Origin of the sequence: Aeromonas enteropelogenes, from assembly GCF_000819845.1 — a bacterium.
Taxonomy (GTDB): Bacteria; Pseudomonadota; Gammaproteobacteria; order Enterobacterales; family Aeromonadaceae; genus Aeromonas; species Aeromonas enteropelogenes.
Window position 1 is genome coordinate 50,146 of the sequence record NZ_CDCG01000043.1, and the last position, 22,935, is coordinate 73,080.

23 protein-coding genes are annotated in these 22,935 nt (G+C 58.1%); 10 read left to right on the forward strand and 13 right to left on the reverse strand.

Annotation, left to right across the window (positions count from 1 at the left end):
- The first annotated feature begins 442 nt into the window (after nucleotides 1-442).
- The 3 genes from BN1123_RS18455 (at nucleotide 443) to BN1123_RS21085 (ending at nucleotide 4,275) form a co-directional block, all read left to right on the forward strand.
- Complete coding sequence (locus BN1123_RS18455; RefSeq protein WP_042028885.1) at nucleotides 443-1,468, forward strand: isoaspartyl peptidase/L-asparaginase family protein; 1,026 nt, start codon at nucleotides 443-445, stop codon at nucleotides 1,466-1,468.
- 466 nt (nucleotides 1,469-1,934) lie between these two features.
- Complete coding sequence (locus BN1123_RS18460) at nucleotides 1,935-2,834, forward strand: DMT family transporter (protein WP_042028886.1); 900 nt, start codon at nucleotides 1,935-1,937, stop codon at nucleotides 2,832-2,834.
- Between the two features lie 685 nt (nucleotides 2,835-3,519).
- On the forward strand, nucleotides 3,520-4,275 hold the full coding sequence (locus BN1123_RS21085) for an NYN domain-containing protein (RefSeq protein WP_082037575.1): 756 nt from the start codon (nucleotides 3,520-3,522) through the stop codon (nucleotides 4,273-4,275).
- Between the two features lie 153 nt (nucleotides 4,276-4,428).
- On the opposite strand, the gene sucD is transcribed toward BN1123_RS21085, so the two are convergent.
- From sucD to sdhC, 8 genes are all read right to left on the reverse strand, one after another.
- A complete protein-coding gene (gene sucD, locus BN1123_RS18465; RefSeq protein WP_042028888.1) occupies nucleotides 4,429-5,301 on the reverse strand; it encodes a succinate--CoA ligase subunit alpha in 873 nt (290 codons plus the stop codon).
- A complete protein-coding gene (sucC, locus tag BN1123_RS18470; protein WP_042028889.1) occupies nucleotides 5,301-6,467 on the reverse strand; it encodes an ADP-forming succinate--CoA ligase subunit beta in 1,167 nt (388 codons plus the stop codon). Before sucC ends, sucD begins: the two co-directional genes overlap by 1 nt.
- Nucleotides 6,468-6,576: 109 nt before the next feature.
- On the reverse strand, nucleotides 6,577-7,767 hold the full coding sequence (gene odhB / locus BN1123_RS18475) for a 2-oxoglutarate dehydrogenase complex dihydrolipoyllysine-residue succinyltransferase (protein WP_042028890.1): 1,191 nt from the start codon (nucleotides 7,765-7,767) through the stop codon (nucleotides 6,577-6,579).
- A gap of 37 nt (nucleotides 7,768-7,804) precedes the next feature.
- Nucleotides 7,805-10,612, reverse strand: a complete 2,808-nt coding sequence (gene sucA, locus BN1123_RS18480; protein WP_042028891.1) for a 2-oxoglutarate dehydrogenase E1 component — start codon at nucleotides 10,610-10,612, stop codon at nucleotides 7,805-7,807.
- A gap of 116 nt (nucleotides 10,613-10,728) precedes the next feature.
- Nucleotides 10,729-11,445 carry a succinate dehydrogenase iron-sulfur subunit gene (locus BN1123_RS18485; protein WP_026456531.1) on the reverse strand — a complete coding sequence of 239 codons (717 nt, stop codon included), beginning with the start codon at nucleotides 11,443-11,445 and terminating at the stop codon, nucleotides 10,729-10,731.
- A 17-nt stretch (nucleotides 11,446-11,462) separates the two neighbouring features.
- Entirely contained in the window at nucleotides 11,463-13,229 is a 1,767-nt protein-coding gene (sdhA, locus tag BN1123_RS18490; RefSeq protein ID WP_026456530.1) for a succinate dehydrogenase flavoprotein subunit, read from the reverse strand.
- Nucleotide 13,230: 1 nt separating this feature from the next.
- Nucleotides 13,231-13,575, reverse strand: a complete 345-nt coding sequence (gene sdhD / locus BN1123_RS18495) for a succinate dehydrogenase, hydrophobic membrane anchor protein (RefSeq protein WP_026456529.1) — start codon at nucleotides 13,573-13,575, stop codon at nucleotides 13,231-13,233.
- Complete coding sequence (sdhC, locus tag BN1123_RS18500) at nucleotides 13,569-13,946, reverse strand: succinate dehydrogenase cytochrome b556 subunit (protein ID WP_197064530.1); 378 nt, start codon at nucleotides 13,944-13,946, stop codon at nucleotides 13,569-13,571. Before sdhC ends, sdhD begins: the two co-directional genes overlap by 7 nt.
- 64 nt (nucleotides 13,947-14,010) lie before the next feature.
- On the opposite strand from sdhC, the gene BN1123_RS21530 reads away from it, so the two are divergent.
- The 3 genes from BN1123_RS21530 (at nucleotide 14,011) to BN1123_RS18510 (ending at nucleotide 16,085) form a co-directional block, all read left to right on the forward strand.
- Entirely contained in the window at nucleotides 14,011-14,226 is a 216-nt protein-coding gene (locus BN1123_RS21530) for a hypothetical protein (RefSeq protein WP_124240398.1), read from the forward strand.
- Nucleotides 14,227-14,379: 153 nt separating this feature from the next.
- Nucleotides 14,380-15,666 (forward strand): citrate synthase, encoded by a 1,287-nt coding sequence (locus BN1123_RS18505; RefSeq protein ID WP_042028895.1) that lies wholly within the window; start codon nucleotides 14,380-14,382, stop codon nucleotides 15,664-15,666.
- Between the two features lie 92 nt (nucleotides 15,667-15,758).
- Nucleotides 15,759-16,085, forward strand: coding sequence for a DUF4377 domain-containing protein (locus tag BN1123_RS18510; protein WP_042028897.1), 327 nt, complete (start codon nucleotides 15,759-15,761; stop codon nucleotides 16,083-16,085).
- A 94-nt stretch (nucleotides 16,086-16,179) separates the two neighbouring features.
- On the opposite strand, the gene BN1123_RS18515 is transcribed toward BN1123_RS18510, so the two are convergent.
- Nucleotides 16,180-16,653, reverse strand: a complete 474-nt coding sequence (locus BN1123_RS18515) for a GNAT family N-acetyltransferase (protein ID WP_042028898.1) — start codon at nucleotides 16,651-16,653, stop codon at nucleotides 16,180-16,182.
- Nucleotides 16,654-16,752: 99 nt separating this feature from the next.
- Entirely contained in the window at nucleotides 16,753-17,598 is an 846-nt protein-coding gene (locus BN1123_RS18520; RefSeq protein ID WP_042028899.1) for a DUF5718 family protein, read from the reverse strand.
- A gap of 351 nt (nucleotides 17,599-17,949) precedes the next feature.
- Between BN1123_RS18520 and cyaB the strand changes: the two genes are divergently transcribed.
- The 3 genes from cyaB (at nucleotide 17,950) to BN1123_RS18535 (ending at nucleotide 19,577) form a co-directional block, all read left to right on the forward strand.
- The gene (cyaB, locus tag BN1123_RS18525) at nucleotides 17,950-18,522 is read left to right on the forward strand and encodes a class IV adenylate cyclase (protein WP_042028900.1); all 573 of its coding nucleotides are present in this window, start codon (nucleotides 17,950-17,952) and stop codon (nucleotides 18,520-18,522) included.
- The gene (locus BN1123_RS18530) at nucleotides 18,519-18,911 is read left to right on the forward strand and encodes an NUDIX hydrolase (RefSeq protein WP_042028901.1); all 393 of its coding nucleotides are present in this window, start codon (nucleotides 18,519-18,521) and stop codon (nucleotides 18,909-18,911) included. Before cyaB ends, BN1123_RS18530 begins: the two co-directional genes overlap by 4 nt.
- Nucleotides 18,912-19,070: 159 nt before the next feature.
- Nucleotides 19,071-19,577, forward strand: coding sequence for a GNAT family N-acetyltransferase (locus tag BN1123_RS18535; RefSeq protein WP_042028902.1), 507 nt, complete (start codon nucleotides 19,071-19,073; stop codon nucleotides 19,575-19,577).
- A 45-nt stretch (nucleotides 19,578-19,622) separates the two neighbouring features.
- On the opposite strand, the gene pdxY is transcribed toward BN1123_RS18535, so the two are convergent.
- From pdxY to BN1123_RS18550, 3 genes are all read right to left on the reverse strand, one after another.
- Nucleotides 19,623-20,486, reverse strand: a complete 864-nt coding sequence (pdxY, locus tag BN1123_RS18540) for a pyridoxal kinase PdxY (protein ID WP_042028904.1) — start codon at nucleotides 20,484-20,486, stop codon at nucleotides 19,623-19,625.
- 330 nt (nucleotides 20,487-20,816) lie between these two features.
- Nucleotides 20,817-21,581, reverse strand: coding sequence for a DUF429 domain-containing protein (locus tag BN1123_RS18545; protein WP_042028905.1), 765 nt, complete (start codon nucleotides 21,579-21,581; stop codon nucleotides 20,817-20,819).
- Nucleotides 21,582-21,661: 80 nt separating this feature from the next.
- Nucleotides 21,662-22,225, reverse strand: coding sequence for a VC2662 family protein (locus tag BN1123_RS18550; protein ID WP_042028906.1), 564 nt, complete (start codon nucleotides 22,223-22,225; stop codon nucleotides 21,662-21,664).
- 304 nt (nucleotides 22,226-22,529) lie between these two features.
- On the opposite strand from BN1123_RS18550, the gene BN1123_RS18555 reads away from it, so the two are divergent.
- Nucleotides 22,530-22,880 (forward strand): phasin family protein, encoded by a 351-nt coding sequence (locus BN1123_RS18555; protein WP_005300428.1) that lies wholly within the window; start codon nucleotides 22,530-22,532, stop codon nucleotides 22,878-22,880.
- Nucleotides 22,881-22,935 lie beyond the last annotated feature (55 nt).

Here is a 22,935-nt window from a genome sequence, read left to right on the forward strand (position 1 = left end):
ACCATCAGGACGTCCAGAAATTGTCGCACAGAGCGTTGCATGACCGTCGTCAATTTCCGGGCGGGCCCCATTCATTCAGTGCCGTATTTTACCCGCCTGTTTGCTGTTATTTCGGCCTCGCAGCTATACAGGGTCATATTCTTTCCCTTAGCAATCTTAAGGTGCGATACAGGATGAATTGGAGACATGGTTGATTAAACCAGGATATGGGTTCATAAGGGGGGTGGCCCCTTCAAAATATGAGACTGCCTGATCATCATCTTGGTCGTTTTATATCGATAGTGGTTGGCCAGAGTGGCCGTTTTTAGTTTTTATGGGTGAATAGAAGTATACGAGCCACATCTATGGGGAAATAAGGCATACGAGTTACATCATATATCTCGGGTGCACTGCTTTAATTCCATGTTTTCTTTCCAACCAATAAAACATACAAGGATGCGCAATGAAACTTTCGTTACTCACGTCTGCCTTGCTGGCAACCTCCTTATTTTCTGCAGCAACACTGGCTTCCGAGCCACCCATTCGCCTGGTGATCCACGGCGGCGCCGGCACGATTGCCAAAGCAACCATTACGCCGCAACAGGAAGCCGAATACAAAGCCAAATTGGATGAAGCATTGCAGGCAGGTTACAAAGTGCTGGAAAGCGGTGGCGCCAGTCTGGAGGCGGTGCAGCGGGCCATCAACGTGATGGAAGACTCGCCGCTGTTCAATGCCGGTAAAGGCGCTGTCTTTACCCATGATGGTCGCAACGAGCTGGATGCATCCATCATGGATGGTAAAACCTTGGCAGCAGGCGCGGTGGCTGGCGTGACCACCATTAAAAATCCTATCAATGCCGCTTATACCGTCATGACGCGCAGCCCCCATGTGTTGATGGTGTCAAAAGGCGCAGAGGTATTCCTGAAGCAAGAAGGGTTGGAGACGGTTGATCCCGCCTATTTCCGCACTGACTATCGCTGGCAGCAATTGCAAGAGGCCATTAAAAAAGAGCAGGTGGTGCTGGATCACGATGGCAAATCGGCTTACACCTACGATCCGCTGATGTATGACTACAAATTTGGAACCGTGGGGGCCGTCGCCCTGGATAAAGAAGGCAATCTGGCGGCGGGTACATCGACTGGCGGCATGACCAACAAGCGTTATGGCCGGGTTGGCGATTCTCCGCTGATTGGAGCAGGCACCTACGCGGACAACAATACGGTGGCCGTATCAGCCACAGGGAGTGGCGAGAAGTTTATCCGCACCGCAACGGCGTACAATATCGCCTCACAGGTGAAATACAACAAAGCCCCTCTGGCAACAGCGGCAGCCAATGCGCTCAATGAAGTGAAAGCCATTGATGGCAGTGGCGGAGTCATTGTGCTGGATGCCAAAGGCAACTACACCATGCTCTTTAATACAGTCGGCATGTATCGTGGTGCAATTGGCAACGATGGCAAAAAAGAGATTGCGCTGTTTGGGGAGTGATTTGGTTATCACACCTTGAGAGTGACTTGCGGACACAATGCTACCTCAAGCCAGGTGCCGCAGGTCATTCACCGTCAAAAGGTGGGAACCTCACGGTTTTCGATGCATGCTGACGATACAGGCTGATCCAAGAACTCCTGCCCCGCTATGCCGATAGACAGGCGTTTATAACAACCATAAAGCGTGCCGACCTAATGGTCGGCATTTGTCGCTCTGGTCTCATTATCAGGGATAATAATACGTCAATGAACTCGTTTCGCATCACGTCACTATTGGTCGCCATCGACTATTTAATTATCTGCCGTCTCTTCGTGCCCGGAAAATAGCGATGCCGGTTTCCGATCATTGTCACAGCTAACCACAGACTATCACAACTTATCACAATATTGAGATTGACCTTGGAGTATAGCCAAAGGTTTAGCCTTCTCTCTGCATTTTAAAAATTCCTATAGAGGGCAGGCATTATATGAAGAAAACGTTATTTATTTCTGTCTGTTTAATCTGGGGCACCACCTGGCTTGCGATGGCCATTGCGGGACAATCTATCCCCTCGTTAACGGCTACTGCACTACGTTTTATGGTGATGTCTCCCTTGTTGATACTTATCGCGCGCAAGGATAATGTGCCACTGCTGTTTCCTAGGGGGAAGCGGCATTATATTCCGATCGTAGCCCTCTTCTATTTTGCCATTCCGTTCTGGTTTATGCTGGAGGGAGAAAAATATATTTCATCGGGTCTTGCTGCCATTATTTTCAGCTATATGCCGATCGCCATCATGCTGCTCTCGTATTTCATCACAAAGCAGCATTTCAGCCTGCGCCAGATCTTGGCCCTGCTGGTAACCTTGTTGAGCCTCGCCAGTATTATCTCGATAGAGTCGGATATCTCGGGTAGCAACTATCTCGTTGGCATTGTGCTGCTCACAGGGGCCGTGCTGCTGCATGCAATCATCTATATATTGAAGCAACACCGACTTGGCCATATTCATGTGCTCACCTTTAGCACCATCCCCAGCGGGATTGCCTCCCTCTTGTTGCTAATAGCCGGTTTGGTGACAGAACCTTTGGTACTCGCCGATATGCAGCTCTCCTCCCTGCTCGCCGTCCTTTATCTTGGCAGCATCGCAGGGGTCGGGGGGATAGTCGCGTATTTCAGGCTCAATGCCCTGGTCTCCCCGTTCAAGGCCTCGCTCTGCTTTCTTATCTTTCCGGTGATTGCCGTGGCGCTGGAGGCGGTGGTCACAGGACGCAGCCTCTCCCCCTATTCCCTGCTTTTTATCCTGCCGCTGGCTGGCGGCATCTACCAGTTGATCAAACCCAAACGTGAAAACCCCAAAACCATCAGCGTAAAGCAAGGGGCAAACTGACTATCAGGCGGGGTATGATATTACTCACCTTGAGCCTCCGATTACGCTCCGCTATTCGAACCGACGCGCCTATTCGACCCCATGCGTTGTCACTCAGGGCGATAGCGTAACTTGTAGGTTGGCGCAGAGCGCAGCGAAGCCCAACAGACGAGCATTATTGCGCCAACCAGAGCGGGATAAACAAGGATGTGGCTAAGCCGTAAAACAGATTTACAGATATATTTCACGGTAAACGTTGGGCTTCACTTCGTTCAGCGCCAACCTACCATTTTTAGCCCAAGATACGAGATGGCTATCAGGCGGGGCATGATATTACTCACCTCGAGCGTCCGAATACGCTGCGCTATTCGAACCCCACGGCCCTTGGTCCACCATCAACAGTGCCGACCCGCGGGCCGGCATTTTGTTACCTGAAATTATTTATTGATCGTTGGTAGTTTTTTGCCCGCCACCGGTTGTACACCCCATCTTATGTTGGTTAATATAGTTCAATTGAAAACATATCAGGCAGTAACCGCAGTAATGTTGGACGGTGTTTTCCACAAAAATGGATAGGCTTGATAGCAGCTTATTAAAAGTCCCGAACGTCAGAATACGCTTCACGACTCGAGCCTAAGCACTGATAATCACTTAATAGGTTACAGAAAAATACTCTTGTTATCTATTAGCTAGCATGGAGGCATAAGTGAAAGATAAAGAAAAAATTGCAGTGTTTATTGATGCTGATAACGCGCCAGCAGGTAAGATAGATATAGTTCTATCTGAATTAGCTCGATACGGTGTTGTTAATATTAGAAAGGCATATGGAAACTGGAAAAATCCAAGCCTGAAGCCTTGGGAAGATGTATTACACGACTATGCTATACAACCCGTGCAACAATTTGACCTTACAAAAGGAAAAAATGCGACAGACATGGCATTAGTCATCGACGTGATGGATGTTTTATACACAAAGGATATAGACGTAATATGTTTAGTATCCTCAGATTGTGATTTTACACCTTTAGTTACCCGAACTCTTGCCGATGGAAAATTTGTTATAGGATTTGGAGAGCGTAAAGCTCCATTGGCATTTGTCAATAGCTGCTCTAGATTTCTGTATTTGGATGCAGAGCCAATCATGGAACAACCCATTCAAAAACAAAGTAAAAATATAAAAGGTGACACAAAGCTTATTAATTTACTCCGACAAGCAATAGAGGCAATTGAAGAAGATGATGGCTGGGCAATGCTCGGTGAAATAGGAAATCATATTTCAAACCATGCCTCATTTGATCAACGTAATTACGGATTTAGAAAACTCAGTGATCTATTCCAATCCATAGATCTCTTCGAAATGAAAAAGACTAATGGTTCAGTTATATGGGTTAGAGACAAAAGAAGATCAAAACAATTAAATAAACCAAAACAAACCTTACAACCTGCAATAGGCCAAGCCTAATAAATATTAGCTCTTCCTATGGGAAAGTTATGCAAGCGTAGATTCGAATCACGAAGTGTATTCGGACGCTCGCGAACAAAAAAATTAAAATATCCCCATAAAAAATGCCGCCCTAAGACGGCATTTTTATTAGAGATAACAGGCTAGGAACAATTACCAGCCGGTCACTTCACGCAGTGCCTTGCCGATATCGGCCAGGGAGCGCACGGTTTTGACACCGGCATCTTCCAGCGCGGCAAACTTCTCGGCGGCGGTACCCTTGCCACCGGAGATGATGGCGCCGGCGTGGCCCATGCGCTTGCCGGGAGGCGCGGTGACACCCGCGATATAGGAGACTACCGGCTTGGTGACGTGGGCCTTGATATAGGCGGCCGCGTCTTCCTCGGCGTTACCACCGATCTCGCCGATCATTACGATGGCTTCGGTCTGCGGGTCGTTCTGGAACATCTCCAGGATATCGATAAAGTTGGAACCCGGGATGGGGTCACCACCGATACCGACGCAGGTGGACTGGCCAAAACCTTCGTCCGTGGTCTGTTTGACCGCTTCGTAGGTCAGGGTGCCGGAGCGCGACACGATGCCCACCTTGCCCGGCTTGTGGATATGGCCAGGCATGATACCGATCTTGCACTCGCCCGGGGTGATGACGCCGGGGCAGTTCGGGCCGATCATGCGTACGCCGGTTTCCTGCAGCTTCACTTTCACGTCCAGCATATCCAGGGTCGGGATGCCTTCGGTGATGGTGACGATCAGCTTGATGCCGGCGTCGATGGCTTCCAGGATGGCGTCCTTGCAGAACGGGGCCGGCACATAGATGACGGAAGCGGTGGCGCCGGTGGCTTCCACGGCGTCACGGACTGTGTTGAACACCGGCAGGCCCAGGTGGGTGGTGCCACCCTTGCCCGGGGAGACGCCGCCAACCATCTGGGTACCGTAAGCGATGGCCTGTTCGGAGTGGAAGGTACCCTGACCGCCGGTAAAGCCCTGGCAGATCACCTTGGTATCTTTGTTGATCAGAACGCTCATCAGTTGGCCTCCGCTGCTTTGACGACTTGCTGCGCGGCATCGGTCAGACTCTTGGCCGCAATGATGTTGAGGCCGCTCTCGGCCAGCTTGATACCACCCAGCTCGGCGTTGTTACCCTCCAGGCGCACTACCACGGGGACCTTGACCCCCACTTCCTTCACGGCGCCGATGATGCCTTCGGCGATCATGTCACAGCGCACGATGCCGCCGAAGATGTTGACCAGCACGGCTTGTACCTTGCTGTCGGAGAGGATGATCTTGAACGCTTCGGTCACGCGCTCCTTGGTGGCGCCGCCGCCGACGTCCAGGAAGTTGGCCGGTGAACCGCCGTGCAGGTTGACGATGTCCATGGTGCCCATGGCCAGACCCGCGCCGTTGACCATGCAGCCGATGTTGCCATCGAGGGCCACATAGTTCAGCTCCCACTGGGCGGCGTGCGCTTCGCGGGGGTCATCCTGAGACGGATCGTGCATCTCGCGCAGCTTGGGCTGGCGATAGAGGGCGTTGGCGTCGATGTTGATCTTGCCGTCCAGGCAATGCAGGTTGCCCTTGTCGGTGATGACCAGGGGGTTGATTTCCAGCAATGCGAAGTCGCAATCCAGGAACATCTGGCCCAGGCCCATGAAAATTTTGGTGAACTGCTTGATCTGATCGCCGACCAGACCGAGTTTGAAGGCCAGTTCGCGAGCCTGGTAGGGCTGCGGGCCCACCAGCGGATCCAGGGTGGCCTTGTGAATGAGTTCCGGGGTTTCGTGGGCGACTTTTTCAATCTCCACGCCACCTTCGGTAGAGGCCATGAAGACCACGCGGCGGCTGCCACGATCGACCACGGCGCCCAGATACAGCTCCTTGGCGATGTCGGTGCAGGACTCCACCAGGATCTTGGTGACCGGCTGGCCGTTGGCGTCGGTCTGGTAGGTCACCAGGTTCTTGCCAAGCCACTGCTGGGCGAAGGCACGGATCTCGTCCTTGCTCTTGGCGAGCTTGACGCCGCCCGCCTTGCCACGGCCGCCGGCGTGGACCTGGCACTTGACGACCCAGGTGTTGCCGCCAATCTTGTCGGCCGCTTCGGCCGCTTCCTGCGGGGTAGCACAGGCATAACCTTCGGAGACCGGCAGGCCATACTCGGCAAACAGCTGTTTTGCCTGATATTCATGCAGATTCATAGATGCTCTATCCGTGTTGTAGGTATTTCCGTCCGGGGCAGAGGTTTCTCAATCCCCTGTATGGGGGGCCTCAAGGGCCCCTTGTTATCTTTCTTACGCTCGGGTTGACTCAGACGTCCAGCAGCAGACGGGTCGGGTCTTCCAGCAGCTCCTTGACGGAGACCAGGAAGCCGACTGACTCGCGGCCGTCGATGAGACGGTGATCGTAGGAGAGCGCCAGGTACATCATCGGCAGGATCTCGACCTTGCCGTCGACGGCCATGGGGCGGTCCTGGATCTTGTGCATGCCCAGAATGGCGCTCTGGGGCGGGTTGATGATCGGGGTGGACATCAGGGAGCCAAACACGCCACCGTTGGTGATGGTGAAATTGCCGCCAGTCAGCTCGTCGACGGTCAGCTTGCCATCGCGGCCCTTGCCGGCCAGATCCTTGATGGCCTTCTCGATGTCGGCCAGGCTCATGCTGTCGCAGTCGCGCAGCACCGGGGTCACCAGACCACGGGGGGTGGAGACGGCGATGCTCACATCGAAGTAGTTGTGGTAGACGATGTCGTCACCATCCAGCCCGGCGTTCACTTCCGGATAGCGCTTGAGGGACTCCACGACCGCCTTGACGTAGAAGGACATGAAGCCGAGCTTGATGCCGTGCTTCTTCTCGAAGATTTCGCCGTACTGCTTGCGCAGCTTCATGATGGGCGCCATGTTGATCTCGTTGAAGGTAGTCAGCATGGCGGTGGTGTTCTTGGCCTCCAGCAGACGCTCGGCGATGCGCTTGCGCAGACGGGTCATGGGCACGCGCTTCTCGCTGCGACCGGCCAGGGTCGCCACAGGTGCAACCGGCGCAGCAGCGGCAACCGGGGCAGCGGCAGCTGCCTTGCTCAGCCCCTTGATGTAGGCTTCCACGTCTTCCTTGGTGATGCGACCACCCTTGCCGGTGCCGGACAGCTTGGCGACATCGATGTCGTGCTCGCCGATCAGGCGGCGCACGGAGGGGCTCAGGCCCTCTACGGCGTCATCGGCCACTACTTCCACCGGCTTCTCGGCAGTCTCTTCACCGGCCACGGGAGCCGGCTTGAGCATGGCGATCAGCTGGCGAGAGAGTACGGTCGCCCCTTCCGCTTCCAGAATATCCCCCAGCACACCGGCTTGCGGCGCCGGCACTTCCAGCACCACCTTGTCGGTTTCGATGTCAACCAGCACTTCATCACGGGCAACCAGATCACCGGGCTTCTTGTGCCAGGTGGCGATGGTGGCATCTGCCACTGATTCCGGCAGGTCCGGTACCTTGATCTCGATAGTCATCTAATCAGTTCCTTTTTACTTCTATGCCAGAGGCTTATTACAGGGTAAGGGCATCTTCCACCAAGGCTTTCTGCTGCTTGGCGTGGACGGACATGTAACCGACGGCGGGTGAGGCCGAGGCCGGACGACCGGCATAACGCAGACGGGCATGGCTTGGCAGCACGCTGTCGTAGTGATGACGGGTGCAGTACCAGGCGCCCTGGTTCTGCGGCTCTTCCTGACACCAGACAAAATCGGTGACATGGCTGTAGTCGGCCAGGATGGCGCGCACTTCCTCTTCCGGGAAGGGGTAGAGTTGCTCAATGCGCACCAGGGCCACGTCCTGCTGCTCCGCCTTGCGACGGGCATCGAGCAGGTCGTAGTAAACCTTGCCGGAGCAGAACACCACGCGCTTGACCCCTTTCGGATCCAGCGCATCGATCTCGCCGATGGCGTTCTGGAAGGTGCCTTCGGCCAGCTCTTCGAGCTTGCTCACTGCCAGCGGGTGGCGCAGCAGGGATTTGGGCGTCATCACGATGAGCGGACGGCGCATCGGGCGCACCACCTGACGGCGCAGCATATGGAACACCTGCGCCGGGGTAGACGGCACGCACACCTGCATGTTGTGCTGGGCACACATCTGCAGATAGCGCTCGAGACGGGCGGAGGAGTGCTCCGGGCCCTGCCCCTCGTAACCGTGGGGCAGCAGCATGGTCAGACCGCACATCCGGCCCCACTTCTGCTCGCCGGAGGAGAGGAACTGGTCGACCACGACCTGGGCGCAGTTGGCGAAGTCGCCGAACTGGGCTTCCCAGATGGTGAGACCGGCCGGTTCGGCGCTGGCGTAGCCATATTCAAAGGCCAGCACCGCGTTTTCGGTCAGTACGGAGTCGTAAATCTCGAACGGCCCCTGCTCGTCGTGCAAGTTGCACAGCGGGGTATAGGTGCTGGCATCGGTCTGGTTGTGCAGCACGGCGTGGCGGTGGAAGAAGGTGCCACGGCCGGAGTCTTCCCCGGTGAAGCGGATGCGGGAGCCCTTGTCCACCAGGGTGGCGTAGGCCAGGGTCTCGGCAAAGCCCCAGTCAAGCAGCTTCTCGCCGGCGGCCATCAGGCGGCGGTCTTCGTAGATCTTCTCGACCTGGCGCTGCAGCACATGGGTCGCCGGATACTGGCTCACCCGCTCGCCGAGGGCCTTCAAGTGATCCATCGGCACTGTGCTGTCATAGGGCATATTCCAGTCGTGACCGAGGTAGGGCGTCCAGTCGACGGAGTGCAGCTCCATCGGGCGCCACTCCTTGCTCACCCGCTCGCCCCGATCCAGGGTATCGCGATAGTCGTTGACCAGGGTGGTAGCCAGCTCCTGGGTGATGCTCCCTTCCGCCACCAGCTGATCGGCGTAGATCTTGCGCGGGGTCGGGTGCTGCTTGATCTTCTGGTACATCAAGGGCTGGGTCGCGCTCGGCTCGTCGGCCTCGTTGTGGCCGTGACGACGGTAGCAGACCAGCTCGATCACCACGTCGCGCTTGAAGGTGTTGCGATAATCCAGGGCAATCTGGGTCACCAGCACCACGGCCTCCGGATCGTCCCCGTTGACGTGCAGTACGGGGGCCTGAACGGCCTTGGCGATGTCGGTGCAATATTCGGTGGAGCGCAGGTCGCGGTGATAGGAGGTGGTGAAGCCTACCTGGTTGTTGATGACGATGCGCACTGTCCCGCCCACGCCATAGGCACGGGTCTGGGACATGTTGAAGGTCTCGGCCACCACGCCCTGACCGGCCATGGCCGAGTCACCGTGAATGGTGATGGGCAGCACGGTCGAGCCATCCTTGTCACCACGACGATCCATACGAGCACGCACGGAGCCGATGACCACGGGGTTGACGATCTCGAGGTGAGACGGGTTGAAGGCGAGCGCCAGGTGGACGTTGCCGCCCGGAGTGGCGAAGTCGGACGAGAAGCCCATGTGGTACTTCACATCGCCGGTGCCCCAGGATTCACCGTGCTTGCCGGCAAACTCGTCGAACAGTTCCTGGGCACGTTTGCCCAGCACATTGATGAGTACGTTCAGGCGACCACGGTGGGCCATGCCGATGACGGCCTCTTTGCAGCCCTGCTCACCGGCGCGGCGGATCAATTCTTTGAGCATGGGCACCATGGCATCGCCCCCTTCCAGGGAGAAACGCTTGGCTCCGGGGAACTTGGCCCCCAGGTATTTTTCTAGCCCCTCGGCGGCGGTCAGGCTCTCGAGGAAGCGGGTCTTCTCTTCGAGGGTGTAGCTCCCCGTCCCTTCGATGGATTCGAGACGCTGTTGCAGCCAGCGTTTCTCTTCGGTCGAGGTGAGGTGCATGTAGTCGGCGCCTATGCTGCCGCAGTAAGTCTTCTTCAGCGAGGCGTAGAGATCGGAGAGCACCATGGTCTCGGGACCGATGGCGTAGGAGCCCACGTTGAAGGTGGCCTCCATGTCTGCGCCCTGCAGGTTGTGGAAGGCCGGATCCAGTTCGGCTACGGGCTCGCGCTGCCACAGACCCAGAGGGTCGAGGTTGGCGTTCTGGTGACCGCGGAAACGGAAGGCGTTGATCAGTTGCAGCACCCGCACCTGCTTCGCATCCACCTGGGGATCGGAGACGGGGGCACTGAAACGGGAAGCGTCCTTGGCCAGACGACGGAAATAATCGCGGACCTGGGAGTGGGGTTGTTCAACCGCATGGCCATTGACTTGCGGCAGGTCCTGGAACAGGCTGCGCCACTCATCGGATACGGATTCGGGGTTTTCCAGGAAGGATTCGTACAAATCCTCAATATAGCTTGCATTCGCACCAGCCAGGTGAGATGACTCCAACCAGGCCTTCATCACGCCGTTATGCATTTCTATCCCTTGTACTTCTTGTTACTGCGCAGCAGCTTGTAGGGTTTAAATAGCCATCCCTTACACGGTCAGGATGGCTATCCAGAAGTCGGGCCAGTGCTTGGCTGGCCCGGATACTAAACAGCCCGATTGAGCAACATCGACTTGATCTGACCGATGGCCTTGGTCGGATTCAAGCCTTTGGGACAGACGTTCACGCAGTTCATGATGCCGTGGCAGCGGAACACGCTGAAAGCGTCGTCCAGATTACCCAGTCGCTCGGTGGTCGCGGTGTCGCGGCTGTCTGCCAGCCAGCGGTAGGCTGCAAGCAACCCGGCCGGACCGATGAACTTGTCGGGATTCCACCAGAAGGAGGGGCAAGAGGTGGAGCAGCAGGCACAGAGTATGCACTCGTACAGGCCGTCCAGCTTGGCGCGCTCTTCGGGGGATTGCAGGTGCTCACGCACGGGCGGCAACTTGTCATCGTTGATGAGGAAGGGTTTGACCTTCTCCCACTGGGTGTAGAACTGGGTCATGTCGATCACCAGATCACGGATCACCGGCAGGCCGGGCAAGGGGCGGATGACCACCGTATTGCCCTTCTTCAGCAGATCGGAGAGCGGGGTGATGCAGGCAAGACCGTTCTTGCCATTCATGTTGATGCCATCAGATCCACAGACCCCTTCGCGGCAGGAGCGGCGGAAGGCGAGCGTGGGATCCAGCTCCTTGAGCTGGATCAGTGCATCGAGCACCATCATGTCGGAACCTTCAGGAATATCAAGACGATATTCCTTCATATGGGGGACGTTATCAACATCCGGATTGTATCTGTAGACAGAGAAAGTGACGTTCATCTTGTTTGGCTCCGCAATCAGTAAGTCCGCACCTTGGGTGGGAATGCCTCACGGGTTTTCGGAGACATGTTGACAGCGCGACGGGTCATGGACTCGGTGTCCGGATGATAGAGGCTGTGGCACAGCCAGTTCTCATCGTCGCGATCCGGGAAGTCGAAGCGGCAGTGGGCGCCACGGCTCTCGGTACGGAAGTTGGCCGCCACCGCAGTGGCAAACGCCGTCTCCATCAGGTTGTCCAGCTCCAGGCACTCGATGCGCTGGGTGTTGAACTCCCTGGAGGTGTCGTCCAGACGGGCTGACTTGAGGCGCTCGCGGATCACTTTCAGCTCGGCAAGGCCTTCGGCCATCGCCTCCCCTTCGCGGAACACGGAGAAGTTGTTCTGCATGCAGCGCTGCAGGTCTTTGCGGATCTGTACCGGATCTTCGCCGCTGCGGGTATTTTCCCAGCGGTTGAAGCGGGCCAGGGCGGCATCGAGATCAGACTCGGACGCCTCGCGACCGTGCTCCATCTCGCCCAGGGTGTTGACCAGGTGCATGCCGGCGGCACGACCAAACACCACCAGATCCAGCAATGAGTTGCCACCCAGACGGTTGGCGCCGTGTACGGAGACGCAGGCAATTTCGCCTACCGCAAACAGACCGACTACCGGCACATCGTTGCCGTTCTTGTCCTGGGTCAGGCACTGGCCATTCACGTTGGTCGGCACGCCGCCCATCATGTAGTGGCAGGTCGGGATGATGGGGATCGGCTCCTTGACCGGATCCACGTGGGCGAAAGTGCGGGAGAGTTCGCAGATGCCTGGCAGACGGGATTCGAGCACGTCCTTGCCCAAGTGATCCAGCTTGAGCTTGATGTGCGGGCCCCAGGGACCGTCACAGCCACGGCCTTCGCGGATCTCGATCATGATGGAACGGGCCACCACGTCGCGACCGGCCAGATCCTTGGCGTTCGGTGCATAACGCTCCATGAAGCGCTCGCCGTCCTTGTTCAGCAGATAGCCGCCTTCACCACGGCACCCTTCGGTCACCAGTACCCCTGCCCCGGCGATGCCGGTGGGGTGGAACTGCCACATCTCCATGTCCTGCACGCCGACTCCGGCACGCAGGGCCATGCCGACGCCGTCACCGGTATTGATGTGGGCGTTGGTGGTGGACTGGTAGATGCGACCGGCGCCGCCGGTGGCCAGCACGGTGGCCTTGGCCTTGAAGTAGACGACCTCGCCACTCTCCATGTCGATGGCGGTACAACCCACCACGTGGCCGTCCTGGTTCTTCACCAGATCCAGCGCATACCACTCGGAGAAGACGGTGGTCTTGTTCTTGACGTTTTGTTGGTACAGGGTGTGCAGCAGGGCGTGGCCGGTACGGTCGGCAGCCGCCGCGGTACGGGCGGCCTGCTCGCCACCGAAATTCTTGGACTGACCACCAAACGGACGCTGGTAGACCCGGCCGTTGTCGAAGCGGGAGAAGGGCAGACCCATGTTCTCCAGCTCATAGATGGCTTCCGGGCCGGTCTTGCACATGTATTCGATCGCTTCCTGGTCACCGATATAGTCGGAACCCTTGACGGTGTCATACATGTGCCACTGCCAGTTGTCGTCATGGGCATTGCCCAGGGCAACCGTGATCCCGCCCTGGGCGGAAACGGTGTGGGAACGGGTCGGGAAAACCTTGGATAACAGAGCGCAGCTCTTGCCGGATTGGGCAATCTGCAGCGCGGCGCGCATGCCGGCACCACCGGCACCAATCACGACCGCATCAAATTCACGAGTTGGAATAGTCACCTTACACACCCCACAGCACGACGAAACCCGTCATCAGATAGACAAACAGCACCACCACCAGCACGAATTGCAGCGCACCGCGCAGCCCCACTGGCTTGATATAGTCGGTCAGCACCTGCCACAGACCGATCCAGGCATGGATCAGCACACACAGCAGGGTCAACAGGGTGAAAACCTTGGTGAAGGTGTTGGCGAAAAAGCCGGTCCACACCTCGTAGGTAATGTCATTGAAGGCGACAAAGCCCACCAGGTAGAGGACATAACAGGTCATGATGAGGGCGGTGGCGCGGATCAGGATGTAATCGTGAACGCCGCTGCGCCCGAAGGTTGCAGAATTGGTTACCATACCAGTACTCCCGCCAATAGTGCCAAAACCGCGGTGATCACGAAGGCCACACGGGCGCTCTGATTACCGGATTCCAGCTCTTCCCAATAGCCCATATCCATGACCAGGTGACGCAGGCCGCCCACTATGTGGTATGCCAGCGCAGTCAGGATCCCCCACAGCACGAGCTTGACCAGGAAGTTGTCCGTGATGGCAACCACTGTTTCAAACCCTTCGGGAGAGGCGAGTGAAGTACCAAGCATCCACAGCAAGATGCCCAGTGCAACAAAGGTGATAACCCCTGATACACGGTGCAGGATGGATGCAATGGCAGTGACAGGAAAGCTGATCGTCTGTAGGTCGAGGTTGACCGGTCTCTGTTTATTTTTCACGCTTGCCCACTCAGCTCCATTGAGCACGTTAGTTATTGTTTTAACTCACTCCTGAGGGCACGGGATGGTGATTGTTGGTTATTTGTTACCAAAACACTCTGAAAAAGCCAAAAATCGTGTTTTCGGTTTCACATCAGGCTTTGCCAAAGCGTTTCAAACACCAGCAGCCATGACCCACGTGGCGCAGTATATCGATGGGCTTAACCGAAGACAATCAAATAGCTACAAAGAAAACCAAAAGCGCAAACCGGATCGCATATTTAATTTAACAATTCCGTAATGGCCATTCAGCTAAATTGACATTGATAGGGAACTCTGTTTCAAATAAGGCGCTCCAGCCGGCCTTGGTACGGGTGACAACCTTTGCCAGCGTCATGAAAGTCGTAATAGAGTAGGACTGGAACCAAATTATAAAGAGCAAAGGAGACGTGCTATGGCTGATAAGATAGCCACCCTACACCTGCCCGGAAAAGATCCGGTCGAATTGCCGATCCTCTCCGGCACAGTCGGTCCGGATGTGATTGATGTCAGAAAATTGGGTGCTCAAGGGTATTTCACCTTTGACCCCGGCTTTATGGCTACCGGTTCTTGCAAATCTGCCATTACCTACATTGACGGGGATCAGGGTGTCTTGCTGCACCGTGGTTTCCCCATTGCCCAGTTGGCCAAAGAGTCCAACTACCTCGAAGTCTGCTACATACTGCTGTACGGCGAAGCGCCCACCAAGGCCCAGTTCGCCGACTTCCAGCGTACCGTGACCCGCCATACCATGGTGCACGAGCAGATCGCCTTCTTCTTCCGCGGCTTCCGTCGTGACTCCCACCCCATGGCCATCATGTGCGGTGTGGTCGGCGCCCTGTCCTCCTTCTATCACGATGCTCTCGACATCAACAACGAGCAGCACCGCGAGATCTGCGCCTTCCGTCTGCTCTCCAAGATGCCGACCCTGGCCGCCATGTGCTACAAGTACTCCATTGGCCAGCCGTTCATGCAGCCGCGCAATGCCCTCTCCTACGCCGGCAACTTCCTGCACATGATGTTTGGTGTGCCGACCGAGGAGTACAAGGTCAACCCCGTGGTCGAGCGCGCCATGGATCGCATCTTCACCCTGCACGCTGATCACGAGCAGAACGCCTCTACCTCCACCGTTCGTCTGGCTGGTTCCTCCGGTGCCAACCCGTTTGCCTGTATCGCGGCCGGTATCGCCTCCCTGTGGGGTCCGGCCCACGGTGGCGCCAACGAGGCCTGTCTCAAGATGCTCGAAGAGATCGGCTCCGTGGATCGCATCCCCGAGTTCATTGCCAAGGCCAAAGACAAGAACGATCCGTTCCGTCTGATGGGCTTCGGTCACCGGGTCTACAAGAACCACGACCCCCGTGCCACCGTGATGCGCGAGACCTGCCACGAGGTACTGACCGAGCTGCAGATCAAGGATCCGCTGCTGGACGTGGCCATGGAGCTGGAACGCATCGCGCTGTCCGACCCCTACTTCATCGAGAAGAAGCTCTACCCGAACGTGGACTTCTACTCCGGTATCATCATGAAGGCGATCGGCATCCCGATGAGCATGTTCACCGTGATCTTCGCCATCTCCCGTACCATCGGCTGGATTGCCCACTGGAACGAGATGCACTCGGATGATGATCAGAAGATCGGTCGCCCGCGTCAGCTCTATACCGGTCATCCGCAGCGGGAATTCGTCCCCATCGACCAGCGTTAAGGCGCCCGTCGACACGGCTTGTTACAAAGGCGGTCATTGACCGCCTTTTTGTTTGCCGTTCTAATGCCCCTTTCGATTTGAAGGAGTCCGTCATGAAACCCCTGTTCCTCGGTGCCACTGCCGCCCTGTTGCTCTCTGCCTGCCAGAGCGCCCCTGCCCCCTCCCAGGGCGAGACACTCTACGTCAACAGCCAGCTGGTGCACTGTGTCGGGGTCGGCCCGATGAAGTGCATGCAGGTGCGCAGCGACGAGCAACAACCCTGGACCCTCTTCTATCAGCAAATTGAAGGATTCCAGTTCGAGCCGGGCTATCGCTACCAGCTCACCGTCAGCAAGGAGCGGCTCACCAATGTGCCGGCCGATGCCCCTTCCCTGCGCTATCAGCTGATCGAGGTGGTCAGCAAGGTAGCCAGCAAATAAGGATTGCAGGCAACGCTGGCGACCATCCGTGTAAAAAACGGGGAGGGTATCAAACCCCTCCCCGTTTTTGTCTCCAAAAACCTGTCAGCAAGCCTTACCCGGGCAATGCGCCTTGTTTCTCCACATCCGCCTGTTTAATGACAAATCCCCGCTCGATCCCGGCCTTGAAGCCGAGCTTCTCGTAGAGCCGGTGAGCGCCTTCTCGCCCCTCCCCCGACAGCAGCATCACCTTGTAGCAATCCTGCTCCCAGGCGATGGCCAGCGCCTGTTCAAGTACCCTCTGGCTCAGGCCACGGCGGCGAAAGCGGGCCGCCGTGATCACATGCTCTATGATGCCAAACGGCCTGGCCCCATTGGTCAGCGTCGGGACCATCCCCAGCTGGCAAGTGGCGGCCAGCTCCCCGTCCACCTCGGCCACGATGAGCCGCACCCGGGGATCTGCCAACAGCGCCTCCAGGGCCGTGCGCGCTCCTTCGCCACTCAGGGGAGGATCGTGGGGACGCAGCTCCCGATAGAGATCCAGCAAGCCTGCCAGATCGTCCGTGGTACAGCCTCTGATGTTCACCATGCTCCAGCTCCTTTCCGGTAAGCGACAGGTCATGTCAGACAGCGCCCGTCATGCCCGCGCAAGCGTAACAGGGGAGATCGCCTACAAGGCGCGCCCGGATCAGCGGCTCCTGACTGCCTGCAGCAATACCGACATGTCGGGAGCAAACTGGCGGGAGCGGATCGCGTCACGAATATCGGCCTCACCGTAACGGCTGCCCGGATAGACCAGTACGCAGGCGGTGTCGCCGGGCTGAAGGAAGTGGGTCTCGCCAAACGGCGTATAGCGGGTGGCCCCTATGCTGATGAGCGCATGGGACGGGCGGCCTGCCTGGGCCAGCAACCCCTGGATATGCTCGGCCGGCCCCTCATCCTGCTGATGATTGAACTTGTCGATGGCCCACTCCAGCAACTGGCCGTGGAAATAGCTGTAATCCACCGCCGCGCTGTCGATGCCATAAGCGTGCAGCTCGCCATCCCGCTCCAGATAGCAGGCTATGCGGTAGTCATCGAGCTCGCAGCCTGCCGCAAAACCGGAAAGGGGCAGCAGTCTGGCCGCCAGCCCCTTGCTCTCTGCTCCCCAGTTCTTCTTCTCGCTGATTTTTTTGGCGTTGGGGCGACGAATGGAGCAGTCGTTGTAGGCCCCAAAGGCGCGGGGATGGATCGCTACCACCTGATCTCCGGCGTACTCCAGCTCGCACCAGAGCGCCACTTCGGGCTCGATCTGCACCTTCTCGTCACCGGTGATCGCCGCCTGTGGCAGGAAGATGGCATCGCCGCTCAAGGGGAAGACCCCCAGCTGACCCGGATGGCCCGGCACATAGAAGGGGAACAGCGCCTTGGGTGCGCTGGTGTCGCACACCACCACGGCCACGAAATCCGAGGCCTCACCAGCCTGCTCCAGGTGACCGGCGAAGTTGCCCGCCACCCCCAATCCGATAAAGTTGTTCTGTGCTGTTATCTGCATTCTTTCACCTGCATATGTCAACGCCGCACCACCGCCACACTCGGGTCGGCTACCGCCAAAGTGGCAGGGATTAAACCACAGGGCTCCGCCTGCGCCCAGCCTGCCGGCCCCATCCTGTGCGCCAGCGCGACTTTTTACGCCCGCATCCACTCCTTTGCCAAGAGATGCGCCTGCAGTGGCTCTCCAGCGCGCCATCCCCTTTCATTGACAAAACTCCGGATACTCTCATCGAAACAGGCTCCGTCACCGGAAACAGAGTGTTTCTGTATTCCATTCGCCAACCCCTTGGGCCGGTCGGCCAACTTTGCTAGGCTGCCTGTCATTCATGTTCAAATCGGCAGGAACCCCTTGATGTCACAGGCACATTTTCAGGGCCGCTTTGAAGTCGAGTTCAAGTACCGACTGGCAGATAGCGACGCCTTTCGCGCGGCGCTGGCGGCCCTCACCCCGCAGGTGATGGTGGAAGATAACCGGGAGCGGGACAGCTATTTCGATACGCCAGAGCACACCCTGGCCGCACAGGGCAAGAGCCTGGTGATCCGTACCATGCAGCCCTCCGGCATCCGCCTCTGGATAGTGAAAGGGCCCGAGCCGGATCGCTGCGAGGCAGTCAACATCCCCGACACCGACAAGGCCGTCAGCATGTTGTATACCCTGGGCTACCGGCAGGTGTTGAACATTGAAAAACGGCGCAGCATCTATTTTGTCGGCCCCTTCCACGTCACCCTGGATCATCTGGAAGGACTCGGCGACTTCGCCGAGCTGGCCATCATGACCGATGACGAGACCGCACTGCCCGAATATCGCCAGCAGCTGCAGGCGCTGGCGACACAACTCGGCCTCTCCCCTGCCCAGCTGGAACACAGCTCCTATCGCACATTGTGCGAACAAGTCACCACTCAACCGGAGAACACATTGCCATGATCGACAAACTCGCCTGGTTGACCTTCAAGGAGGGTCAGCTACTTTGCGCCCGCTCCCACGGCAAATCCATCTACTACATCCCGGGCGGCAAGCGCGAACCGGGAGAGAGCGATGAAGCGGCGCTTGTTCGCGAAATTGAAGAGGAGCTGGCCGTCACCCTGCAGCCGGACACATTGCGCTTTGCCTGCGAGTTCAGTGCCCAGGCCGACGGCAAGCCGGCCGGGGTCGAAGTCAGGCTGCGCTGCTACACGGGAGAGGCCAAGGGCACCCCCACGGCGTCGGCCGAAATCGCCGAGCTGCGCTGGCTCGACAGCCGCCACCTCAATGAGGTCTCCCCCGTCTCCCGCCTGCTGTTTGCCTGGCTGGCCGAGCAACATTTGATCCGCTGACAGCGTTTTGCCGCGCGCCAACGCCCGAGAATGGGCGACGCGACACAGACCCGGAAAATAGCACCAAGGCATGGCGCCGATGGCTGATGCCAAACGGCGCCTGTTATGGATATGACCCGACGCGAGCCTGCAGGCTTCCCCTTTTGACAAGGACGTCACATGAATATCGTTGAACTGGACAGCACGACAGGATCTGCCCCAGCCCTCATCACTTTGCTGCAAGATTGCGTGGCCAGCGGCGCCTCGGTGGGATTCCTGCCTCCCCTGAGCGAGGCACAGGGAGACGCCTATTGGCAAGGGGTTGAGGAGGAGCTGGCGGCAGGCAAGCGCAAGTTGTGGGTTGCCCTCGAGGAAGGCCAGCCGGTCGGCGCCATCCAGCTGGCACTTTGCGGCAAGGCGAACGGCCGGCACAGGGCCGAGGTGGAAAAGCTGATGGTGCACACCCATGCCCGTGGCAAGGGCATCGGCCGCGCCCTGATGCACGCCATGGAACAAGGCGCTCGCGAGGCCAAGCGCAGTCTGCTGGTGCTCGATACCCGGGTCGGGGATGTGGCATCCCGCCTCTATCGCCAGCTGGGCTACCAGGAGGCGGGCCAGATCCCGGACTTTGCCCTCAGTGCCGACGGCAGCCTGGCGGCTACCCTCTTTTTCTACAAGTCGCTCTGACGACGCATTATCAGGTGCTGCCAACCCAATGGTTCCCCCCGCTCATCATGACAGACGTTCGGCACGGGCTTGGATAACCGGCTCGGCAAAGGCGCCTTGCGCCGCAATGAGTTGCAACTCATAGGCATTGGCCCGCCAGGTCTCCTTAAGCACTCGATCCACCGCCGCATTGGTACGTTCAAAGGCACTCACCGCATCAAACCCTGCCTGCAGATTGGCCAGCATCAGGGCACTGATAAGATCCCCGACCCCCACCGGCTGGCGGGCAAACTCATAGAGCGGACGGGCAATGAGGTAATCCCCCTCGGGAGTGGCCAGCAGCATCTCGAAGCGACCGGAGTCTTGGGCTGCCCGTCCCAGGTGCTTGACCAGCACCATGTTCACGCCCTGGGCCAGCAACCGATGGGCGGCGGCACGGGTCTGGGCCAGATCCGTCAGATGGGTGTCGCACAGGGTCTCCAGCTCCAACAGATTGGGGGCCATGATGTCGGCGACCGGCAATGCCTGTTCGGTGAGAAAACGGGTAACACCGGGGGCGACAATACATCCCTTCTCCGGATGGCCCATCACGGGATCGCAGAAATAGATGGCATTTGGATTGGCGGCTTTGACGGCCCGAACCACAGTCAGGATCTCATCCCCCTGCTCGGCCGATCCCAGATAGCCGCTCAGCACAGCGTCGCAGCGGCTTAGCACCTCGATATTGCCAAGCCCCTCAATCAGGGCGCTGATATGGCCGGCAGGCATCGCCATCCCCTGCCACCCTTGGGCATATTGGGTGTGGTTGGAAAATTGCACCGTGTTGATGGGCCACACCTCCATGCCGAGACGACGCATGGGAAACACGGCGGCGCTGTTGCCGGCACAGCCAAACACCACATGGGACTGGATTGAGAGAATGCGTTTCATCGGCACCACCACACAGAAGAGTCAGGAGAAAAAGCAATATATCGGATGAAGAGAGTGACGCACCACCACTCTCTGGCACGAACAACAAGAAAAATCGTCAACTGCAGACGAATTGACCAATTTAGCGCTTGCCAAGCGACATTCTGTAACGCTGTCTCGTGTTAACAGGCATTGAGTTGGGGAATGTCATCTCTTGTTTGATGGCATATGCGAGCAAAATATCGCCACTGAATTTCAACGATCCGGTCAACGTTGTCTGCCAACCAGGATGCCACCAGCTGGTGCGCTCTTGCCCGCCCCGCCAAAACGGGGCGGATCAGTGCCTGCCCGCTATGAGGCGCAGGATGTGTTGAAGTGATAGACCCAGCCTTCGTCGCGGGCCATCCCGGCGGGTGGCATCACCAGAGGTGGCAATTGGCTCACCCTGCCAGCGGCGGCATATTGCAGCGCCATCAGGGCGCACAGGGCGGCGTCGTAACGATCTGTGCCTGCTACTAATCCCTCTGGCAACAAGGCGGCCAGTTCGGGGCGCGCTGCCGAGGCCTTTCCTCCCTGTTTGGCCAGAGCCGGATAGACTTCCAGCACGGCGCGCTCGGCCCGCTCCTGCACCTTGGGAACCAGTTGCAGATCCGCGAGGTGGGGAAGCATGGAGAGGGCCAGGGTCGCGTTGTTGCCCAGGCGGTCGAAGGTGGCCGAGAGGGGCTTCTTGCCATACTGCTGGTGCAGCCAGCGCTCGCAGTCACGATAGGCGTAGGGGTTGTCTATTTCCCGCTCCGGCACGGCGCAGGAGAGCGGCTTGCCGGCAAGCAGATCTCCCAGCGCACGCGGGAAAGCGAGCGGCGCATCGATGCCAAGGGCTAGGAGCGAACAGGCCTCCACCTGCATCAGGGTCAGCTCGTTTTGCAGGGCCGGACGCAGCAAGGAAGCAAGATCCGGCGCCACCCGCGAGCTCAAACGAAACAGCGGCGAGACCCCCAGCCAGTGCAGGGTGTCGCTTTGCGACTGCCATCCCACCACGGCGACCGCCTGGGCGCTGCCCTGCCAGCCGCGCACATCCCAGCCAATTCCGATTGCGTTCATCTGCCCTGCCGTCATCTGTTACCTCTTCACCTGTCGCGGGTTCAAGGGGCACAGGGTAATCAGCGCCGGCCCTTAACGCAAAACGGATTGTGCCGTCAGAAGGATTTCTGGAAATTCACCAGCGGCAGAATGGGGAATACGCCGTTCTCGGCATAGTTGGCCAGCCCAATCTGCAATCCGTCCAGATGCTTGGTCGCATTGACAAAGCCAATCTGGAAGGTGGTACGTTCGGCATAGTTGATGAAGCCGATGTTGGCCAGCGCATTGCCCCGGGCAATGTTGACGCCCCCCCAGTTGAGCCCCTTCACATTGTTGGTCAGGTTGACAAAACCCAGGTTGACGCCGGTATCCTGCCCGTCATGCCAGTTGACCGCGTTGATGGCCACCCCGCCAAACTGGTGGCGCACTCGCCCGGCCCCGAGAAAAACCCCGAGCTGCAAACCGGTAAACTGATCCACGTCGGAGAGGGCGAAGATCGGCAGGTCGATCCCCTTCACCTGCCCGGTTCGGCCATAGAGAAGAGAGGCTCTCCCCCCTTCCACCTGATGGGACGCAGGCAGATTGACGCCGGGCAGGGAGATCTGGACAGGGGTGCTGGCCTGGGCCAGGCCGGCGAGGAACAGGGTGCTGCCGCCGAGCAGCAGGGCAAGAGGCTTCATCGGGGCTTCCTTGAGAAGAGGAGTGTGGCTCAAGGGTACCAGCGCTTGCCCCAGGGGACGAGGCCCCAACCCCTCCCCTGCGTCACCACTCGTCTGAATCCATGACCTGACCAGCGCGGCTGACAAAAAAATTCAAACAGAAATTAACATTTATGTCATTTACACCAAAGGCCCTTTGGCTGCAGAATGCTCAAACGTGTGTTTGAACAGAGCGAACAACACGTAAGACAGGGATGACGAGCTGTACCCGAAAGAAGGGTCAATGGACCCACAACAACACTGTTCTGCCGAACTGGAGACCATGATGAATATGGACGTAATCAAGACCTTTACCGAGCAGATGCAAGGCTTTGCCGCCCCCCTCACCCGTTATAACCAGCTGCTGGCCAGCAACATCGAACAGTTGACCCGGCTGCAGCTGGCCTCCGCCAACGCCTATGCCGAGCTGGGGCTGAACCAGCTGCAGGCTGCCGGCAAGGTGCAGGATGCCCAGAGCCTGGCAGCCCTCGGCACCGTCCAGCTGGAGACCGCCAGCCAGCTCTCCCGCCAGATGCTGGACGACATCCAGAAGCTCAACGCCCTCGGCCAGCAGTTCAAGGACGATCTGGACGCCCTGACTGCCGACGGCATCAAAAAGAGCACGGGCAAGGCCTGATATCCCCCTGGCTGCCCGTTGCGGGCAGCCACATCTCCCCATGCTCCGTCACGAC